At 72.1% G+C, this 19,593-nt stretch carries 17 protein-coding genes; 10 read left to right on the top strand and 7 right to left on the bottom strand.

Annotated elements, in window-relative coordinates:
• Positions 1-141: 141 nt before the first annotated feature.
• Both ABT254_RS13230 and ABT254_RS13225 read left to right on the top strand, forming a co-directional pair.
• Positions 142-4,224 carry a bifunctional nitrate reductase/sulfite reductase flavoprotein subunit alpha gene (locus ABT254_RS13230; RefSeq protein WP_351467910.1) on the top strand — a complete coding sequence of 1,361 codons (4,083 nt, stop codon included), beginning with the start codon at positions 142-144 and terminating at the stop codon, positions 4,222-4,224.
• Between the two features lie 21 nt (positions 4,225-4,245).
• Entirely contained in the window at positions 4,246-5,196 is a 951-nt protein-coding gene (locus ABT254_RS13225; protein ID WP_351467907.1) for an XdhC family protein, read from the top strand.
• 157 nt (positions 5,197-5,353) lie between these two features.
• On the opposite strand, the gene ABT254_RS13220 is transcribed toward ABT254_RS13225, so the two are convergent.
• From ABT254_RS13220 to ABT254_RS13210, 3 genes are all read right to left on the bottom strand, one after another.
• Positions 5,354-5,989, bottom strand: coding sequence for a DUF305 domain-containing protein (locus tag ABT254_RS13220; protein WP_351467904.1), 636 nt, complete (start codon positions 5,987-5,989; stop codon positions 5,354-5,356).
• 93 nt (positions 5,990-6,082) lie between these two features.
• On the bottom strand, positions 6,083-6,484 hold the full coding sequence (locus tag ABT254_RS13215) for a DUF6153 family protein (RefSeq protein ID WP_351467901.1): 402 nt from the start codon (positions 6,482-6,484) through the stop codon (positions 6,083-6,085).
• Between the two features lie 30 nt (positions 6,485-6,514).
• Entirely contained in the window at positions 6,515-6,973 is a 459-nt protein-coding gene (locus ABT254_RS13210; protein WP_351468092.1) for a DUF5990 family protein, read from the bottom strand.
• Between the two features lie 108 nt (positions 6,974-7,081).
• Here ABT254_RS13210 and ABT254_RS13205 point away from each other — a divergent pair, with 108 nt between their 5' ends.
• Both ABT254_RS13205 and ABT254_RS13200 read left to right on the top strand, forming a co-directional pair.
• Positions 7,082-7,690: a hypothetical protein gene (locus ABT254_RS13205; protein WP_351467898.1), complete on the top strand. Its 609-nt coding sequence runs from the start codon at positions 7,082-7,084 to the stop codon at positions 7,688-7,690.
• A 39-nt stretch (positions 7,691-7,729) separates the two neighbouring features.
• Positions 7,730-8,464: a YcnI family copper-binding membrane protein gene (locus ABT254_RS13200; protein WP_351467895.1), complete on the top strand. Its 735-nt coding sequence runs from the start codon at positions 7,730-7,732 to the stop codon at positions 8,462-8,464.
• 12 nt (positions 8,465-8,476) lie between these two features.
• Here the strand turns inward: ABT254_RS13200 and ABT254_RS13195 are convergent, their stop codons facing one another.
• Together ABT254_RS13195 and ABT254_RS13190 are read right to left on the bottom strand one after the other, a co-directional pair.
• Positions 8,477-11,596, bottom strand: coding sequence for an FAD-binding and (Fe-S)-binding domain-containing protein (locus ABT254_RS13195; protein WP_351467893.1), 3,120 nt, complete (start codon positions 11,594-11,596; stop codon positions 8,477-8,479).
• Between the two features lie 65 nt (positions 11,597-11,661).
• The gene (locus ABT254_RS13190; RefSeq protein WP_351467890.1) at positions 11,662-12,219 is read right to left on the bottom strand and encodes a MarR family winged helix-turn-helix transcriptional regulator; all 558 of its coding nucleotides are present in this window, start codon (positions 12,217-12,219) and stop codon (positions 11,662-11,664) included.
• 166 nt (positions 12,220-12,385) lie between these two features.
• Here ABT254_RS13190 and ABT254_RS13185 point away from each other — a divergent pair, with 166 nt between their 5' ends.
• Positions 12,386-12,901: a YceI family protein gene (locus ABT254_RS13185; RefSeq protein WP_351467887.1), complete on the top strand. Its 516-nt coding sequence runs from the start codon at positions 12,386-12,388 to the stop codon at positions 12,899-12,901.
• A gap of 6 nt (positions 12,902-12,907) precedes the next feature.
• Here ABT254_RS13185 and ABT254_RS13180 read toward each other — a convergent pair whose 3' ends face one another.
• Entirely contained in the window at positions 12,908-14,671 is a 1,764-nt protein-coding gene (locus ABT254_RS13180; protein ID WP_351467885.1) for a hypothetical protein, read from the bottom strand.
• Positions 14,672-14,905: 234 nt separating this feature from the next.
• On the opposite strand from ABT254_RS13180, the gene ABT254_RS13175 reads away from it, so the two are divergent.
• From ABT254_RS13175 to ABT254_RS13160, 4 genes are all read left to right on the top strand, one after another.
• A complete protein-coding gene (locus ABT254_RS13175) occupies positions 14,906-15,295 on the top strand; it encodes a cell division protein SepF (RefSeq protein ID WP_351467882.1) in 390 nt (129 codons plus the stop codon).
• Between the two features lie 76 nt (positions 15,296-15,371).
• Positions 15,372-16,739 (top strand): AAA family ATPase, encoded by a 1,368-nt coding sequence (locus ABT254_RS13170; protein ID WP_351467879.1) that lies wholly within the window; start codon positions 15,372-15,374, stop codon positions 16,737-16,739.
• Positions 16,736-17,062 (top strand): nucleotide pyrophosphohydrolase, encoded by a 327-nt coding sequence (locus ABT254_RS13165; protein ID WP_344401805.1) that lies wholly within the window; start codon positions 16,736-16,738, stop codon positions 17,060-17,062. The genes ABT254_RS13170 and ABT254_RS13165 overlap by 4 nt, the downstream gene beginning before the upstream one ends.
• Before the next feature lie 197 nt (positions 17,063-17,259).
• A complete protein-coding gene (locus ABT254_RS13160; RefSeq protein ID WP_351467876.1) occupies positions 17,260-17,730 on the top strand; it encodes a DUF6099 family protein in 471 nt (156 codons plus the stop codon).
• A gap of 10 nt (positions 17,731-17,740) precedes the next feature.
• Here ABT254_RS13160 and ABT254_RS13155 read toward each other — a convergent pair whose 3' ends face one another.
• Positions 17,741-17,905: a hypothetical protein gene (locus tag ABT254_RS13155; RefSeq protein ID WP_181922541.1), complete on the bottom strand. Its 165-nt coding sequence runs from the start codon at positions 17,903-17,905 to the stop codon at positions 17,741-17,743.
• Between the two features lie 355 nt (positions 17,906-18,260).
• Here ABT254_RS13155 and ABT254_RS13150 point away from each other — a divergent pair, with 355 nt between their 5' ends.
• Complete coding sequence (locus ABT254_RS13150; RefSeq protein WP_351467873.1) at positions 18,261-19,184, top strand: LLM class F420-dependent oxidoreductase; 924 nt, start codon at positions 18,261-18,263, stop codon at positions 19,182-19,184.
• Positions 19,185-19,593 lie beyond the last annotated feature (409 nt).

Genomic DNA, 19,593 nt, shown 5'->3' with positions numbered 1-19,593 from the left:
ACCTCTCACACCGCCCGCCCGACCCCTGTGCGCCCGGCGTAACCCCTGATGACCGGCCCAGGAGACACCCGTGTAATGGGCATTTCGTACCGTCACGGAAGCTCCACCCGTACGGGACGATCATGAGAGGCAGGGGTGCCCGTGGCCGCGCCGGACTCGCGGAACACCGACACGACGACGGCGACGAAGGTGCGGACGGTCTGCTCGTACTGCGGGGTGGGCTGCGGGATCGTGCTGGACGTCGGGTCCGGACCGGACGGTCGCCGTACGGTCCTGAAGGCGTCCGGCGACAAGGAGCACCCCGCGAACTTCGGCCGCCTGTGCACCAAGGGCGCGACCACCGCCGACCTGCTCGCGGCTCCCGGACGGCTGACCACGGCCCTCGTGCGGCACGAGCGGGGCGAGGAGCCCGTGCCGGACGCCGTCCACGCGGCCGTCAGCGAGACGGCCCGCCGGCTGCGCGCCATCGTCGACGAGCACGGGCCGGACGCGATCGCCTTCTATGTCTCCGGGCAGATGAGCCTGGAGGCGCAGTACCTGGCGAACAAGCTGGCCAAGGGGTTCGTGCGGACCAACCAGATCGAGTCGAACTCGCGGCTGTGCATGGCCGGCGCGGGCACCGGCTACAAGCTGTCGCTCGGCGCCGACGGACCGCCCGGCTCGTACCAGGACCTGGGCAAGGCCGACCTCTTCCTCGTCATCGGCTCCAACATGGCCGACTGCCACCCGATCCTCTTCCTGCGCATGATGGAACGGGTGAAAGCGGCCGGCGCCAAGCTGGTCGTCGTCGACCCGCGCCGCACCGCCACCGCCGACAAGGCCGACCTGTTCCTGCAGATCAAGCCCGGAACCGACCTCGCGCTGCTGAACGGCCTGCTGCACCTCCTGCACGAGAACGGCCACACGGATCCCGAGTTCATCGCCCGGTACACCGACGGCTGGGAGGAGATGCCCGCCTTCCTCGCCGACTACCCGCCCGCCACCGTCGCCCGGATCACCGGCATCCCCGAGGACGACATCCGGGAGGCCGCCCGGATGATCGGCGAGGCGGGGGAGTGGACCAGCTGCTGGACCATGGGCCTCAACCAGTCCACGCACGGCACCTGGAACACCAACGCCCTGGTCAACCTGCATCTCGCGACGGGCGCGATCTGCCGGCCGGGCAGCGGGCCCTTCTCCCTCACCGGCCAGCCCAACGCCATGGGTGGCCGCGAAATGGGCTACATGGGCCCCGGGCTCCCGGGCCAGCGCTCCGTGCTCGTCGACGAGGAGCGGGCGTTCGTGGAGAAGCTCTGGGAGCTGGAACCCGGCACCATCCGCGCCGACGGCGTCGGCAAGGGCACCGTCGAGATGTTCCAGAAGATGGCCGACGGCGAGATCAAGGCCTGCTGGATCATCTGCACCAACCCGGTCGCCTCCGTCGCCAACCGCAGGACGGTCATCGAGGGCCTGGAGGCCGCCGAGTTCGTCGTCACCCAGGACGTCTTCGCCGACACCGAGACCAACGCGTACGCCGACGTCGTCCTGCCCGCCGCCCTGTGGACCGAGACCGAGGGCGTCCTCATCAACAGCGAGCGCAACCTCACCCTCGCCCGGCCCGCCGCCGACCCGCCCGGCGAGGCCACGGCGGACTGGCGGCTCATCGCGGCCGTCGCACGGGAGATGGGCCACGAGAAGGGCTTCTCCTACGACAGCGCCGAGGAGATCTTCGAGGAGATCAAGCAGGCCTGGAACCCGAGGACCGGCTGGGACCTGCGCGGGGTGACCTACGAGCGGCTTCGCGAGACCCCCGTGCAATGGCCCGCCGCGAGCGAGGACGGGCCCGACCGCAACCCCGTCCGCTACGTAGGCGAGGACGGCTCCCTCACCTTCCCCACCGCGAGCGGCCGCGCCGCCTTCTTCGCCCGCCCGCACCTGCCGGCCGCCGAGATGCCCGACGACGACTACCCGTTCGTACTGAACACCGGGCGGCTCCAGCACCAGTGGCACACGCTGACCAAGACGGCGAAGGTGCCCAAGCTGAACAAGCTCAACCCCGGGCCGTTCGTGGAGCTCCACCCGCAGGACGCGGACCGACTGGACATCGCCGAGGGCGACTCGGTGGAGGTCGCCTCGCGGCGCGGCCGGGCCGTACTGCCCGCCGTGGTCACCGACCGGGTGCGGCCCGGGAGCTGCTTCGCGCCGTTCCACTGGAACGACCTGTTCGGCGAGTACCTCAGCGTCAACGCCGTGACGAGCGACGCCGTCGACCCGCTGTCCTTCCAGCCCGAGCTGAAGGTGTGCGCGGTGTCGCTGACCAAGGTGTCGACGCCGGTGACAGTGCGAACTCCGGCCGTGGAAGCGGCAGTTGAGGCCGTACCGGTTGCGGCGCCCGCTTCCGACCCGTTCGGGCTCGCGCCCGCCCCGCCGCCCGTGCTCACCGCGCAGGAACGGCAGTACCTCGTCGGATTCCTCGCCGGCATCCCCTCCGGCGCCCCCGGCGTTCCGGTGCTTCCGCCCTCCGCGCCCTTCAGCCCCGAGCACGCCCTGTGGGTCAACGGGGTGCTGGCCGGCATGTACTCGCGGGCCGCCGGCACCGCCGCACCGGCCACGTCGTCCCCCGGCCGTGAGGTCGTGATCCTCTGGGCCTCGCAGACCGGCAACGCCGAGGAGTTCGCCGCCGCCGTCGCCGAGCGGGTCAAGTCCGACGGGCACGCCGCCTCGCTGCTGGGCATGGACGAGGCCGACCCCGCGGCGCTGCCGTCCGGCGCCGATCTGCTCCTGGTCACCAGCACCTTCGGCGACGGCGACGCGCCCGACAACGGCAGCGGGTTCTGGGAGACCCTGGCCGCGTCCGACACCCTCCGCATGGACGGGCGACGCTATGCGGTGCTCGCCTTCGGCGACTCCTCCTACGACGACTTCTGCGGCCATGGCCGCCGCCTCGACCAGCGCCTCGACGAGCTCGGCGGACTGCGCCTCGCCCCGCGCACGGACTGCGAACCCGACTACGAGGACGCGGCACACGCCTGGCTCGACCAGGTCCTCACGGCCCTGTCCGGTACGCCGGAACGCCCCGCCCTCGCTCCGGCGGCCCCGCCCGCCCCCGCCCCGCGCTCGAAGAAACCCGCCCCCGTCACCGCCCGCCTCACCGGCAACCGCCTGCTGAGCCGCCCCGGCGCCGGCAAGGAGGTCCGCCGGTTCACCTTCGACACCCGCGACAGCGAGACCCCGCTGCTCTACGAGGCGGGCGACGCGCTCGGCGTACGGCCCCTCAACTCCCGTGACCTGGTGGGCGAGTGGCTGGCCGTCACCGGCCTGGACGCAAAGACGGCGGTCGAGGTGAAGGGCGCCGGTGAGGTCCCCCTCGGCGAGGCCCTGCTCCGGCACCTCGACATCACCCGTGTCAGCCCCGACCTGCTCCGCTTCGTCGCCGAACGGGCCCGCGACCCGCGGGAGTTGAAGAAGCTGCTGCGCCCCGACAACAAGGGCGAGCTGGCGAAGTGGTCCTGGGGCAGGCAGGCCGTGGACGTGGTCGCCGAGCACCGGGTCAGGGCCGGCGCCCAGGAGTGGGCGGACGCGCTGGGCCGTCTGCAGCCACGCCTGTACTCCATATCGTCCAGCCCGCTGACCGACCCCCACCTGGTCTCGCTGACCGTCTCCGTGGTCCGCTACGAGAACCTGCACGGCCGCCCCCGCCAGGGCGTCTGCTCCCCCTTCCTGGCCGACGCCGAGCAGGACACACCCGTACCGGTGCACGTCCAGCGCTCCGCCCACTTCCGCCCGCCGGCCGACCCCGCCACCCCGATGGTCATGGTCGGCCCCGGCACCGGAGTCGCCCCCTTCCTCGGCTTCCTGGAACAGCGCCGCGCGCTCGGCCACCGTGGCCCGGGCTGGCTGTTCTTCGGCGAGCAGCACCGGGCCACCGACTTCTACTACGAGGAGGAGCTCACCGCCTTCCTCGCCGACGGCACCCTGACCCGTCTGGACACCGCCTTCTCCCGCGACCAGCGCGCCAAGGTCTACGTCCAGGACCGGATGCGCGAACACGGCCCGCTGCTGTGGTCCTGGCTCCAGGACGGCGCCCACTTCTACGTCTGCGGCGACGCCTCCCGCATGGCCAGGGACGTCGACCAGGCCCTGCGCGACATCGCCGTCGTGCACGGCGGCCTGGACGAGGCGGGCGCGGCGGCGTACGTCAAACAGCTCGCGAGCGAGAAGCGCTATGTCAGGGACGTGTACTGACCTGCGGACTACGCTGGATCCATGCGTGAACTGGCCGGTACGGCAGCACAGTGGGCGGCGCAGGGCCGTGCGGCGGTCCTCGCGCGGCCGCTCAGCGAGCGGGGCTTCGGGCCACGCCATCCGGCCGACGCGATCCTCGTCGACGAGGACGGGCACTGCCACGGCAGGCTCTACCGGGGCGCCTTCGACCGGCAGCTGGTGGCCGAGGCGGCCTCGCTGCCGCCCGGACACACCGCCCGGGTGGTCGCGGTGGCCGTGCACGACGAGGGCGTGAAGGAGGCCGGGCTGACCTGCGGGGGCCGCGCCGAGATCCTTCTCCAGCCGCTGGCCGCCGTGCCGGGCCGCTGGTGGGAGCTGCTCGGTGCGGGCGCCGACGCGGCGCTGGTCACCTGGCTGGACGAACGGCGTACGCATGCCGTCAGCGCCGTCGTGACCCCGGACGACAAGGCCGACGGCCCGGACGTGCCGCCCCAGGCCGCCGCCAGCGCCCGCGACCTGCTCGCCCGCCACCGCGCCGGCCGAGAGGTGCACGCGACCGAGGCCGGACTCTGCCTTGTCGAGACCTGCCCCGCCGTACCCCACCTCGTCGTCGTCGGCGGCGGCGAACTCGCCGAACTCCTCGTCGCCCAGGCCGGGTTGCTCGGCTGGCAGGCCACGGTGACGTCCGCCGCCCAGGACGCGGGCAAGCTACTTGTCGCGCATCCCGCCGCCTGTCTGATCATGCTGAGCCATGAGCCCGACGTGGACGTGCCTACTCTGCACACCGCGCTGACCTCCGGTGTCCCGTACGTCGGCGCGCTGGGCTCCCGCCATACGCAGGAGCGACGCGCCGCCGGGCTGATGGAGGCGGGCCTGGACGAGGAGCAGCTCGGGCGGATCCATGGGCCGATCGGGCTGGACATCGGGGCGCGCACGCCGGCGGAGACGGCCATGGCCATCTGTGCGGAGGTGCTTGCAGCGCTTGTGCGGTGAGGTCCGTGGGGGCGCGGTGTTGTTTTGTCTGCTGCGCCGTTGTGGCTGGTCGCGCCCCACGGCGGAGCCGCATATGGATACAGCCCCGCGCCCCTTTGGGGCGCGTCCCTTCAGGGCGGCGGGGAGGGACCGGTCAGCGGTCCCTCCCCTCAGGACGTCAGCTCTTGCCGAGGAGCTTGTTCATCTCTTTGATCTCGGCGGTCTGGCCGGTGATGATGGCGTCAGCCATGGTGGTCGCGGGGGCGTAGGCGCCCTTTGACTTCTCCGTGCCGGCCATCTGCACGGCGCCCTTGTGGTGTTCGATCATCATGGTCAGGAACATGGTGTCGAACTCCGTGCCGGACGCCTTCTCCAGCTCGTCCATGTCCTTGCTGTCCATCATTCCGGCCATGCCGGAGTGGGCCGAGTGGTCCATGCCGGGCATCGCCGAGGGCACGCTCTGGCCCCAGGACCTCAGCCAGCCGCTCATGGTGCGGATCTCCGGGTCCTGCGCCTTCTCGATGCGCGCGGCGAGATCCTTGACCTTGGCGGACGAGGCCCGGCCGGCGGCCAGCTTCGCCATCTCCAGGGCCTGCTGGTGGTGCGGGATCATGCCCTGCGCGAAGGACACGTCCTGCGCGTTGTGAGCGGCCGTGCTCGACGAGGGCGAGGACGAGCCGGCGCTGTGGCTGTCGTGGCCGCCGCTCCCGCTGTCGCTGCTGCTGCCGCCGCAGGCGGTGAGGACGAGCCCGGCGGTGAGGGTCGCGGCCATCAGGGCGGTGCGACGGGCCATGGATGTACGGGTGTTGCGCATGCTGGAACTCCTGCGTTGCTGCGTGAAAGGGATCCGGACGTGCCGAGGCGCACCGCGTCGCCGGTCGTGCGTGGGCGCGGTGCCGCGTGGTGTCTAGATCCGCAGGAGCTGTAGTTCCGCCAGGGAGGGCGGCGCGCGTGCACCGTCCGGGGCCGTGCCCGCGTAGGGGCAAGGGGCGTTGGAGGGCGCGGGCACGGCCACCGGGTCGGCGACGAGGGCGGGGAGCGTGGGCCCGCTGCTCAGGGCGCCGGACGCACAGGTCTGGTCGGCGTGCTGGGCATGGCCACCACCGCAGTCGTCGCCCGCACAGTCGCCGTGCAGGGCGACCGCCGCCGTCATGTGCCGTGCGCCGGAGTGCTCGACGACACCGCCGCCGGGTGCCAGACCGTGCATGGCGAGCAGCCCGGCCAGCAGCCCGAGCACGAGCAACACCCGCCGCCGCACAGCAGGCGGCGGCGCATCGCGATGCTGTGCAAGGGCCGTCACGGCGCCCATGGTACGCAGACCGCCGTGGGCGCCAGGCCGTTACCCCTGTCCCGCGCTCCACACGATGTGCGGCGGCACCACCCGTGCGCACAACGGGTTCCCGCGGGCGTCGGTCAGCCGCAGCCGCCCCACCAGCAGCCCTTCGCGCACGGCGGCGCCCAGCACCTCGGCCGGCACGGCGTCCAGCATCAGCTTGGCGCGCCGGAACATGCCGAAGGCGCCGGAGCCGTCGACCGTCCCCCAGGACAGATAGACGAAGCGATCGCTCGGACGCCCTTGAACATAGGGCCCCTTGACGTCCGTACCTGTGACCGTGCACTCCAGCGTCCAGCTCACGGACACGGCGTCGCCGGGCTGCGGATCGAGAAGTTCCCCCGGCCGGTCCCGGCGCTGCACGGCCACATGGATGTTGGGGTACGACGGCATGTCACCGTCGGGCCCGCACGCACGACCCGGCAGGTCGACGCCGTCGATACGGATGCGCAGTCCGGCCGTCACCCCGTCACCGCCTCTGCCCGGCACTTCTTCGTGGGTCCCCAGTCTGCACCTGTGCGCTTGGGGATCCGCCGGGTGGCGCCGCCCCGGCGCATGGCAGGATCGGGCGCCATGACGGCGTCTCCTTCGGTACGCGCGCTGCGCGCGGCGGTGTTCGCCGCGCTGTGCGTGCTGCTCGCCGCCGGGGGACACGCGCTGGCGACCGGGACGGCACCGCCCGTGTGGGTGCAGGCCTCGGGGTTCGTACCGGTCTTCGGGGCGGGCTGTCTGCTGGGTGCCCGGGAGCGCTCGCTGGCCGCGATCGGCGTGGGCACGCTCACGGCCCAGGCCGGGCTGCACCTCACCTTCGACGCCGTACGCCCGCACCCCATGATGCTCATGCGCGGCATGTACGGCATGCATGACATGGGCGCCATGCACATGGGCCACTCGCACGCCCTGACCCCGCACGCCACCGCCGCCCACGTCGGCGCCGCGGTGGTGCTGACCTGGTGGCTGCGGCGCGGTGAGGCCGCGCTGTGGTCGCTGCTGCGGCGGGCCGCCACGCTCGTACCGGGCCTCGCCGCCTGGTGGCGGGTGGGTGGCGGGGCGGGGACCCTGCCGGCCGCGCCGGACGCCGTACGCCCGGGTGCCGACGGCCCGCGGCCGCTGCGACGGCTGCTGCTGCGGCACGCGGTGCAGCGGCGCGGTCCGCCGCCGGGGATGTCGTACGCGATCTGACCTCGACATCCCTTCCTCAGTACGGAGATCAGCTCACCCATGTCCACCGCACGCACTGCCCTGCGCCGCGCAGGCACCGTCACCGCGCTGACCGCCGCGGGGCTCCTGGCCGCCGCGGGAATCGCGTCCGCGCACGTCACCGTCCACCCCGAGAGCTATGCGAAGGGCGCCACGGACGGCGTTGTCACCTTCCGCGTCCCGAACGAGGAGGACACCGCGAGCACCACCAAGGTGCAGGTGTTCCTGCCCACCGACCACCCCGTCCTCGGCGTGCTCGTGTCGCCGCCGCAGAACGGCTGGACGGCGAAGGTCACCAACACCAAGCTGAAGACGCCCGTCAAGACGGACGACGGCACCATCACCGACGCCGTCTCCGAGATCACCTGGACGGGCGGGAAAATCGGAGCCGGGCAGTACCAGGACTTCAACGTCGCCTTCGGTCAACTACCCGACGACACCGACCAGTTGACCTTCAAGACCCTTCAGACGTACTCGGACGGGAAGACCGTCCGCTGGATCGATGTGGCCCAGTCCGGTGCGGACGAGCCGGAGAACCCGGCCCCCGTCCTCAAGCTGACCGCCAAGGGCGCGGAGGAGGGCAGCACCTCGGCCTCGTCGCCGACGCCCAAGAGCACCGACGGCTCCGCGTCGAGCGCGGCGAGCAGCGATTCCACCGCCCGCGGACTCGGTGTCGCCGGGCTGGTCGTGGGCGTACTGGGCCTGGCGGCAGCGGCGTTCGCGCTCGTCCGGGGCCGCTCCGCCAAGGCCTCCTGACCCCAGCGGTCCTCACCGCCGCAGCGCGCGGGTGACCCCGGCTGCGACGGCCGCCGCGCCCAGCCCGACCCCGGCCAGGGCGAGGGACTGGGCGCGGCGGCCCGGCGGGGCCGGCCGTACGCCCGCGCCGACGCCGTAGGCGCTGCCGTGCGCACCGTCGGGCAGTGCCGAGGCCAGCAGTTCCGCGAGGTGCACCGCCTCGTGGCCGCCGCTGTCGAACTCGTGGACCTGGGTGCGGCAGCTGAAGCCGTCGGCCAGCAGCACCGTCGCCGGGTCGGTCTCGCGCAGCCGCGGCAGCAGGACGCGTTCCGCGCAGGCCTCGCTGACGTCCAGGTGGCCGCGCTCGAAGCCGAAGTTGCCGGCCAGCCCGCAGCAGCCGGACTCCAGCTGCTCGGCGTCCACGCCGGCCCGGCCGAGCAGTTCGCGGTCGGCGTCCCAGCCGAGCACGGCGTGCTGGTGGCAGTGCACCTGCGCCAGCGCCCGCGCCGAACGGTCCGGCACCTGCGGGGGCTGGTAGCCGGGGGAGTGCTCGGTGAGCAGCTCGGCCAGCGTCACCGTCTGGTCGCGGAGCCGGCGCGCGTCACGGTCGCCGGGGAAGAGCTCGCCCATGTCCGAACGGAACACGGTGGTGCAGCTCGGCTCCAGGCCCACCACCAGCCCGCCCGCCCGGACATGCCCGGCGAGACGGCGCACCGTGCGGCCCAACACCCGCTCGGCGGCCGAGAGTTGACCCGTGGAGATCCACGTCAGTCCGCAGCACAGCGGTTCCCGGGGCAGCTCGACCCGCCAGCCCGCGTGCTCCAGCACCTCCACGGCCGCCTGCCCGACATGCGGGTGGAAGAAGTTGGTGAACGTGTCCGGCCACAGCAGGACACTCCCGCGCGAACCGTCGCCGTACGTCTCACGACGGCCGGCGAACCACTGTTGCAGCGTGCGCCCCGCGAACAGCGGTACCTCCCGGTTCTCGACCCCGGCCACCGCCACGGCCGCCCGGGACAGCGGCGGCGTGTGGGTGAGCGCGTTGACGACCGGGCCGAGCCGGGTCCGGCCCACCGCCTGGGCGACGGCCGGCAGCCAGCCCATGGACAGGTCGGAGCGGGGCCTGCGCCAGGGCCGGCCCTCGTAGTGGTGGGACAGGAACTCCGCCTTGTAGGTCGCCATGTCCACATCGGCCGGGCAGTCCTTCTTGCAGCCCTTGCAGGCCAGACAGAGGTCGAGCGCGTCCCGTACCGCCTCCGAGCGCCAGCCGTCCCGGATCGCGCTGTCGCCGTGCCCGTCGAGCATCTCGAACAGCAACCGCGCCCGCCCCCGCGTGGAGTGCTCCTCCTCCCGGGTCACCTGGTAGGAGGGGCACATCACCGAGCCGCCCTTGTTGGTCAGCTGCCGGCACTTGCCCACGCCGACGCACCGGCCCGCGGCCTCGGCGAAGGAGCCCCCGTCGTCCGGGAAGCGGAAGTGCAGGTCACGAGGGGCGTAGGGGGCCCAGTCGCCGCCCAGGCGCAGGTTCTGGTCCAGCCGGTACGGTGCCACGACCTTCCCCGGGTTCATCCGGTCGAGCGGGTCGAAGACCGCCTTCAGCCGCCCGAAGGCCTCGACCAGTTCCTCGCCGAACATCCGTGGCAGCAGCTCACCGCGGCTCTGCCCGTCCCCGTGCTCCCCGGAGAAGGATCCGCCGAACTCGGCGACCAGATCGGCCGCCCGTTCCATGAACCGCCGGTAGGCCGCCACCCCGTCGGCCGAGTACAGGTCGAAGGGGATCCTGGTGTGCACACAGCCCTGCCCGAAGTGGCCGTACAGGCTGGGCCCGGTGTCGCTGAGATATCCGAACTCGTCGTAGAGGCGGCGCAGTCGGCGCAGATAGTCGCCGAGCCGCTCCGGCGCCACCGCCGAGTCCTCCCAGCCCTCGAAGGTGTCGGGCTTTCCCGGGATGTGCGCGGTGGCGCCCAGACCGGCCTCGCGCACCTGCCACAACTCCTCCTCGTGCGAGGGGTCGTCGAGGAAGGCGACCTCGGCGTCTTGCTCGGACTCGTGCAGCCCGTCGAGCATCCGGTGCGCCCGCTCGTCCGCCTCCTCGACCGTGTCCCCGCCGAACTGCACCATCAGGAAGGCGTTGCCCTCGGGCATCTGGGCGCGGGCCTTCGGATTGAGGCGCTTGATCCGCTCGTCCTTGATGAGCCGCGCGTCGACGCCCTCCAGCGCCATCGGCTCGTACGGCAGGATCGCCGGTACGGCGTCGGCGGCCACGGAGATCTCCGGGAACCCGAGCACGACCAGCGTCCGTTCCTTGACCACGGGCACCAGCTCCAGCTCCGCGCGCAGGACGGTGACCAGCGTCGACTCGCTGCCGACGAGCAGCCCCGCGACGTCGAAGCCGTGCCCGGGCAGCAGCGAGTCCAGGTTGTAGCCGGAGACCCGGCGAGGGATGTCCGGGTAGCGGCGGCGGACCTCGTCGCCGTACCGGTCCCGCAGGGCGCGCAACTGCCGGTAGAGGGCGGCCCGCAGATCACCCTGCCGCTCGATCTCGGCGTACTCCTCGTCGCTCGTCTCGCCGCACCAGAAGCGGGTGCCGTCGTAGAGCAGCACCTCCAGCCGGGCGATGTTGTCGACGACCTTGCCGGTGGCCTGCGCGGTGGCGCCGCAGGAGTTGTTGCCGATCATGCCGCCGATGGTGCAGTTCATATGGGTGGCGGGTTCGGGGCCGTAGCGCAGGCCGGTCGGGGCGAGCTGCCGGTTGAGTTCGTCGAGGACGATGCCCGGCTGGACGATGCAGGTGCGGGCGTCCGGGTCCACGGACTCGACCCGGTGGCAGTACTTCGACCAGTCGATCACCACGCCCGCGTTGGTGCACTGCCCGGCGAGGCTGGTCCCGCCGCCGCGCGACAGGACGGGCGCTTCGTACTCGCGGGCGACGGCCACCGCCTCCGCGGCCGCCTCAGGGGTGCGGGGCACGACGACGCCGATCGGGGTCTGCCGGAAGTTGGAGGCGTCGGTGGAGTACGCGGCTCGGCTCCCGGCGTCGAAGCGGACTTCACCGTCGACCCTCTCGCGCAACGCGGCCTCCAGCCCCGCCGCGTCGACCGGCGGCGCGGCTCCGCTGCGGTCGACGGGTTCGGGCAGGTCGAGTGCGCCCATGGAGCCCTCCTGCGATCGCCGGCACGGGACCGCCGAGTACCCAGGAGCGGGCGGGTCACCCCGCGTTACGAACCCTCGGACTCCTCGGCGAGCGCCGACTCCTTGGCGAGCGCGGACTCCTTGGCGCGTTCGACCTCAATGGCCAGCTCCGGCAGCAGGCCGCACATCGCCTCGTGCTGGTCCGGGCCCATGACGTGGGCCAGGGCCCGGGTGACCGTCGAGGCGAGGCTGCCGGAGGCCTCCTCCAGGAGGCGGCGGGCCTTGTCGGTGAGGGCCACCTCGATGCCCCGCTTGTCGCCGCAGACCGACTTGCGGGTGATCAGCCCGGCGTGCTGGAGACAGGCGATCTGGTACGTGAGCCGGGTTTTGGGGCGGCCGAGGAGTTCCGCGATCCGCGTCATGCGCAGACCCGTCCTGGGCTGCTCGGCGAGCAGGCACAGGACCAGGAACTCGTCGTGCGAGACGTCGAGGCGCTCCTTCACGACCGACCGCAGTTCCTGCTCCACCGCCCCCACCGCGCCCAGCATCACCATCCAGGCCCGCAGCTCCTTGGGCAGCAGTCCGCCGGCCTGCGCGGAGGGACATTCGGGCAGGTCGGTCGGGTGCTCCTCGGGGTCGGCCATGGTGTCGAGTCTACCTGTTGTCCAATTTTGGACCGGAGGGTTGTCCAGATTTGGATAATGGTCTACGGTCGTAGTCATCCAAATTTGAAGCACTTGCTTGCTTCCCCTCGGATCCCCAGATCCCCAGATCCACCGGATCCCCGCTCACTGCTCACTGGAGAAGATCATGACCGTCGCCGTCGAAACCGGTGTCTGGCAGCTCGACGCCGCCGCTTCCACCGTCGCCCTGCGCCACAAGACGATGTGGGGCCTCGTCACCGTCAAGGGCACCTTCGGCGCCGTCGGCGGACAGGGCGAGGTGCAGCCCGACGGCTCCGCCACCGGCACCCTGACCCTGGACGCCGCCACCCTCGACACCAAGAACAAGAAGCGGGACGAGCACCTGCGCTCCGCCGACTTCTTCGACACCGAGAACCACCCCGAGATCACCTTCGCCGTCCGCAGCGCGAAGCCCGGCGCCGGTGACACCGTCGAGGTCTCCGGTCAGCTGACCGTGCGCGGCATCAGCCGCCCGCAGACCCTCACCGCGCGCCTGGTGGGAGCGGACGCCGACGCGCTCACCCTGGACACGGAGTTCACCGTGGACCGCGGCGAGTTCGGCCTGGGCTGGAACCAGCTGGGCATGATCCGCGGCCTGACCACGGTCTCCGCCACACTCCGCTTCGTGCGTACGGCGGCCTGACGCCCGTCAGCCGGCCCGGCCGGCCCGCCCGCCGGTGCCGCCCACCCGCAGGTGGAGGTCCATGCTGGACAGCGTCTGCGGTGTGGGGGTGAAGACCCGCAGCCGAAGCCGGGCCTTCGGCCCCGGCAGGGTGAACTTCCCATGGTCCGGCGGCCGGATCACATAGTCGGCCGTGGCGTGCGCGGGCAGGGTGGCCGGTCCCTTGAGGACCGTCCAGTACTGCCGCAGGCCCTGGCCGACGGTGAGCATGAAGTGCGGTTCCAGGGCGCTGTCGTCCTTGTTGGTGACCCGCAGGCTCAGCCGGGTGAGGACGTTCGCGTCCGCCGCCGTCCGGCGCACGGAGGCGATCTCCATCCTGAGCGGCGGCTTCCCGGTGACCGCCAGGACGGCGCTCACCAGCGCCGGGGCGACCAGCAGCGCGGCCGCCGCGGCCAGCGCCGGGCGCCGATGGCGGCCAGTGAGCAGACGCGGGCGCGGCTGCCAGGCCCGCGCGAACTCGGACGGCGGTGCGGTGATGGCGGCCGCCAGCCACAGCGGCGTCATCATCAGGTAGTAGCCGTCCTGGGACCGGGTCGCCAGATAGAAGGCACACCAGGGCAGCACGGTCGCGGCCGGCCCCAGCCGGCGCATGAACAGGACCATCAGCCCGAGCAGGGCCGCGGCCAGCAGCATGCTCGCGTGCCCGTACCAGTCCACCCGGTCGCTGCCGTCCGTGTAGTACAGCGACACACCCACGAGGCCCTGCCCGTGCAGCGTCGCCCCCTGGGTCAGGGGCAGCGCGATGCCACTGATCCAGGTGCCGGGCTCGCTCACGACGAAGTACGTGTTGATCAGCAGCCACACGGTCGCGGCGACCGCGGCGATCCGCGCCACCACCAGCACCGCGGCGCGTCCGCCCAGCTCACCGCGGCGAACCGCGTAGATCCCGGCCAGCAGGAACGGCGTCAGGAACCAGGGCAGTTGCTGTGCGGCACACGCGGCACCCAAGCAGGCGGCCCGCGCCACACCGGCCGCCCCGAGCCGTCCGCCCTGTCCGATCCGCGGCCAGCGCACCACCACCGGGATCAGCAGGGCCAGCGCGGTGATCGCCGGGTAGCCCTCACGGCCGTAGGTCGGCAGAAACCCGAAGCCCAGGCACGCCATGGTCGCCGCCGACCGCCACTGCACCGGCAGCATCCGCCACAGCACCACCGTGCCGACGATCAGCGCGCCCGTGCTGACCGCCGTCGCCGGGGCGCCGCCGTGGCCGATCCACAGCAGGGGTGCGGTGAGCAGCGGGGCGAGCGGGGGATAGCCGTAGGTGTAGTCGTAGCCGCCGTCGAAGGTCGTGGTGAGGGCGATGCCCTTCTTGAAGAGCCAGGGCCAGGGATGCCCGTAGACGTGGTGGCCGGCGACCAGCTCCTTGGCGGCCTGGGTGGTCAGCACCGCCTCGTCCGAGCCGCCGTGGTTCATGGCCCAAGCGCACAGGGCGAGGACCACGGCGGTCACCAGCACGACCGCGTCCAGCCGCGCCAGCGACCGGGCCCGGCGCACGACGAGCGTCAGCACTCCGCAGACCAGGATCGAGGCGTAACACACCGAGATGGCGGCGGCCACGGGCGGCCGGTGACTGGCCGCCTGCGTCCATACCGCGCGGGTGCCGATGAACAGGCTGACGTTCGCCAGCAGCGTCAGTACGCGGTGCCACTGCGCGGGGGGTTCCGGTGCGGCGGACACCGCCGACTGCGTCCGCCGGCCGGGTGTCACCAGCTGGGTTTCTGCCAAGTGCACGTCAGAGGACGCTAGTCGCGCCCGGTGAGCAGTACGTGGCCGGAGGTGAAGAGTCCGGTGTGAGGCGGGTAAGAAGCCCCGTTCGGGTAGGAACCGGTCCATACCTGACCGGTTCTCGTCGCCGTGAAACGGTTGTGACGGTCGCGGACCGTGTCGCTGTTGGGCCGAACGGGTGACTTGGCGTAAGAATTGGCTGGTGCAGGCAATGAGTGCGAGTCAGTTCGGGGGGAGCCGGTGAACAGCCACGACGTCACCGATGAACAGTGGGAGGGGCTCGCCCAGGTCGTGCCGCTGCGGGGGCGCGACGCCTGGCCGTCGGCGGTGGACCATCGCGCCCACCCGGAAGCGCTGACCGAAGCCCGCCGCCGTTTCGTCGTTCTCAGGGTCAACGTCTTCGCCGATGCCCGCGAGGTCGCCGAGACCCTGATGGCCGGGGTCCCCGTCCTGCTCGACCTGAGCGGCGCGGAGAGCGAGGTCGCCAAGCGCGTCCTCGACTTCAGCACCGGAGTCGTCTTCGGCCTCGGGAGCGGGATGCACCGCGTCGACCGCAACGTCTTCCTGCTGGCCCCCGCGGACACCGAGGTCACCGACCTGGTGGAGAGCGCCGGAGTGGCCGGCTCCTGACCGTGGTCCCCCGATCGTAGGAAGCTCCCGACGCCGTAACGGTTCGTCTTCGGGGCGGAGCCCTACGGTCCGGATCATGACCGTGTCATCTGTACCGTGCGGGCCCTCCGACCGAACCGTGAGCGAGGCGTCCGGCAGGCAGGCGTGCCTGCCGCTCGAGCCCGACACCGGCACCTCTTCCGGAACAAGCGGCCCTGCCCCGTCCGGTGTCCGGACGTCGTCGGTGCCGGCTGCCCGCAGGAGGACGGCCGGGCCGCAGACCCGCGTGCCGGAGGCCAGGGTTCCGCAGTCCCCGGTCCGCACCCTCGCGGACCTCGCCCGCCCGGACCGCCCCTGTGTCACCGAGCTGCGGCTGTCCGCCTTCGCCGGACACCGGCGGGCCGGCTTCGAGCTCGGGCCGGTCACCCTCTTCGCCGGGGGCAGCGGCTGCGGGAAGACGAGCGCGCTGCGGGCCTACGAGGCGCTGGCCCGGCTGGGCGGTGGTGCCGAGGTCGGGGAGGTGTTTCCCGACGCGGCCGACTGTGTGCCGCAGCGGGCGCGGCCCGACGCGCAGCGGCGGCGCGGGTTCCGCATCGGCTGTACGGCCGACGGGCCCGAGGGGCCGGTCCGGCTCGACGTCGCCGTGCAGGCCGAGCCGGAACTGCGCATCGTGGGCGAGCGGTTGACCGCGGGCGGCCTTGTGCTCCTGGAGACCGCCCTGCGCGACCCCTCCCGCCGTACCGTGCAAGCCGCCTGGCACACCGCGGGTTCGGCACCGGTGACGCGGGCGCCACTGCCCGACGACCGGCTCGGCACGGCGCTGCTGCCGCTGCGCGTGGCCGGCAAGACCGCCGGGCAGCGCCGGGTGCTCGCCGCCGCCGAACAGATGGTCGTCGCCCTGCGGTCCGTCTTCGCCTGCGATCCGCGCCCCGGCCGGATGCGCGCCCCGGTCCCGCTCGGCTCCGGTCTGCTCCTCGGCGGCTGCGACAACCTCGCCGACGTCCTGTGGCGCACCCGCGCCGAGTGCGCGCGACGGCACGCGCAGCTCGTCGACGCGGTGCGCGCCGGATGCGCGGGGCCGGTGACCGACGTGCTCGCCGAGCCGCTGGGCGACGGGACCGTCCAGGCACTCCTCGACCGCGGCGACGGCTTCCGGACGGCTCTGCGGCGCCTGGGCGACGGCGAGCTCAGATACCTCGCCCTCGCGCTGGTCCTGCTGACCGGGCCGGGCGTCCTGGAGGTGGACACCGCGGGCGAGGTGCCCGCGGCCATGCAGACGCTCACCGTTCTCGCCGACGGCTTCGACCGCTCACTGGACCCGCGGCAGCGAAGGGAACTGCTGCGGCTGGCCCTGCGGACGGCCGGCCGCGGCCACATCCGCGTCGTGGCCGCGGTCAGCGACGCCTCCTGGGCCGCCGGGCTGGACGGCCCGGAGCCCGTCACGGTGGTACACCTGGAGCCGTGACCGATCATCTCGACGTGGCGAAACTGCAGCGCAGGCTGGCCGACTTCGCCGCCGCCCGCGACTGGCGGCAGTACCACACCCCCAAGAACCTCGTCGCCGCGCTCAGCGTGGAGGCCTCCGAACTGGTCGAGATCTTCCAGTGGTTGACGCCGGAGGAGTCCGCCCGCGTCATGGACGACCCGGACACCGCGCACCGCGTCACGGACGAAGTCGCGGACGTCCTCGCCTACTTGCTGCAGCTGTGCGACGTACTGGACATCGACCCGCTCGCGGCGCTGGACGCGAAGATCGACCGCAACGAACGGAGGTTCCCGGCGCCGTAGCCGAACAGGGCAGCCGCCGGGAGTGGTTCAGTCCACTTTCACTCTCCGGAGTCAACAACCGGTCCGAAATCGATTTGTTGTCCACAGATTTCGGTCTTCCTCTGGCTTTTCGTCCCGCACACCCTCACTCTGGGTAGTGGACAAGGGAGTTCGGGCGGACGTGCGGGCAGCGCGTCCAGACAGACGGGGGCAGCGGCATGGACGCTGTGCGGCTCATCGTGACGAGCAGACGTGCCCTTGCGGGGAGCGGCGGTGCTCCGGAGACCATGACCGAGGTGTGGCAGGCGCAGGCACTGGCGCAGGCGATAGGCAGCCGCCTCGCGGTCTCCGGCCCGCCCGAACTGCGCGGCGAGGCACTGGGGTTGACGGAGCTGGCGGGCCGCGGCTGCGGAGTCCTCGACAACCCGCACCTCGCCACCGAGGACCTGCGCGCGGCCCAGCTCACCGACCTCGGCGACGCCCGCCAGGCCCTTCTCTGCCTCGGCGGCCTCCTGGGCGAGGTGGGCATCGCCCTGGTGGGACTCGCCTGTGCCGCGGACGACGAGAGCACCTACTGGCAGTGCATGGAGGCCATCGACGCGGCGGACGAGTCCAGGGACCGGGTCCGGGAGATGCTGCGCAGACTCGCGGACCGGGAGGAGGTGTTACCCGAGAGGGAGGCCGGCTAGGGACGGGATCTCAGCCCGCCTCGCTTTCCTCCGCGCCCCGCCCCGCGGACTGCAGATCCGCGTCCAGGGCCGACAGGTCCGCGTTCAGCGCCGCCATCAGCTCCTCCATCTGCTGCAGCAGGCCCTTCGGCCGGCCGGTGCCGCCGCCCTGCTGCGGCACGGACTCTTCGGACATGACGGCCTCCTCGGCCCCAGGCCCCCGCCAGGAGGCCGATCGGATGACATCCCGGCGACGGCCGCCGGCGCGGGCGCCGGGCGGTCCGGCTCCGCACGAGCCAACGATCACCACCACAGCGGGTTACTCAGGTCTGCCTCGCGATGTCCGCGCCGGTCACGGTGGCCGGCCCGCTCTTCTGCCGGGGGTCCGGCCCGCCGCGCAGCGGCAATCAGCGGGGCGTCCCCCGGGAAAATGCAGTACTGGCGCAGGTACGCACCCAGCCGGGCGACCACGGTTTTTCACCCGACCGTGGACGGGAGTGCCCGGAGGGACCGGTGGGGCTGACCGGCACCGTGGCGTGCAGGATGGAGGTATGGATCTTCGCATCTTCACCGAGCCCCAGCAGGGGGCCTCCTACGACACGCTGCTCGCGGTGGCCAAGGCCACCGAGGACCTCGGGTTCGACGCCTTCTTCCGCTCCGACCACTATCTCCGCATGGGCTCCGTGGACGGCCTGCCCGGCCCCACCGACGCCTGGATCACCCTCGCCGGACTGGCCCGCGAGACCAAGCGCATCCGGCTGGGCACCCTGATGACCGCCGGCACCTTCCGCCTGCCCGGCGTGCTCGCCATCCAGGTCGCGCAGGTCGACCAGATGTCCGGCGGCCGCGTCGAACTCGGCCTCGGCGCCGGCTGGTTCGAGGAGGAGCACAAGGCGTACGGCATCCCGTTCCCGAAGGAGAAGATCGGCCGGCTGGAGGAGCAGCTCGAGATCGTCACGGGCCTGTGGCAGACCAAGGTCGGCGACACCTTCGACTTCCACGGCAAGTACTACGACCTCACCGACTCGCCCGCGCTGCCCAAGCCCGCCCAGGAGAAGATCCCCGTCCTGGTCGGCGGCCACGGCGCGACCCGCACCCCGCGGCTGGCCGCCCGGTACGCCGACGAGTTCAACATGCCGTTCGCCTCGGTCGAGGACAGCGAGCGGCAGTTCGCCCGCGTCCGCGCCGCCGCCGAGGAGGCAGGCAGGCGGCCCGAGGACCTCGTCTACTCCAACGCCCTGGTCGTCTGCGTGGGCAAGGACGACCAGGAGGTGGCCCGTCGCGCCGCCGCGATCGGCCGCGAGGTCGACGAGTTGAAGGCCAACGGCCTGGCGGGCACCCCGTCCGAGGTCGTCGACAAGATCGGCCGCTATGCCGAGACCGGCTCAAGCCGCCTCTACCTCCAGGTCCTCGACCTCGCCGACCTGGACCACCTGGAGCTGATCTCCTCCCGGGTACAGGCACAGCTGTCGTAGCCGCCCGGCCCTCCGCCCCGGCCTCAGGGTCGGGGCGGTTCCCTTTCCGGACGCGTCTTGATTGCTTACACCGCCCGTAAGGAAAAATTGCTCAGGCGCAATTCAGGGCCTTCTGGGCCGTAATGTAACGGGCAAGTTGCAGAAATCCGGGATTGAGTTGCCGGCGCCGCACTCTCCCGCCTCTTCCGGTTTTTCTTCCGCATTCCCAGGGTCCTTTGACAAGCCGGTGTGCCGGTTTCTATTCTCGGCGGGTATTCAGAGCCCCGGCGTCGTGGCTCTCGGCGCTGACCTGGTCGGTGGGGGACGATGTACAGGTACTTGCCCAGTGTTCCGGAACGCTCGATCTCTCTTGTCGGGGTTCCGTCGTAGCCTGCGCATGCGCTGTTCCGATGTGCTTTTCCGGAGATTT

Source organism: Streptomyces sp. NPDC001137 (assembly GCF_040298885.1).
Classification (GTDB): Bacteria; Actinomycetota; Actinomycetes; order Streptomycetales; family Streptomycetaceae; genus Streptomyces.
Note: the sequence above shows the minus strand (reverse complement) of the source record. Positions and strands in the feature narration are given on the sequence as shown.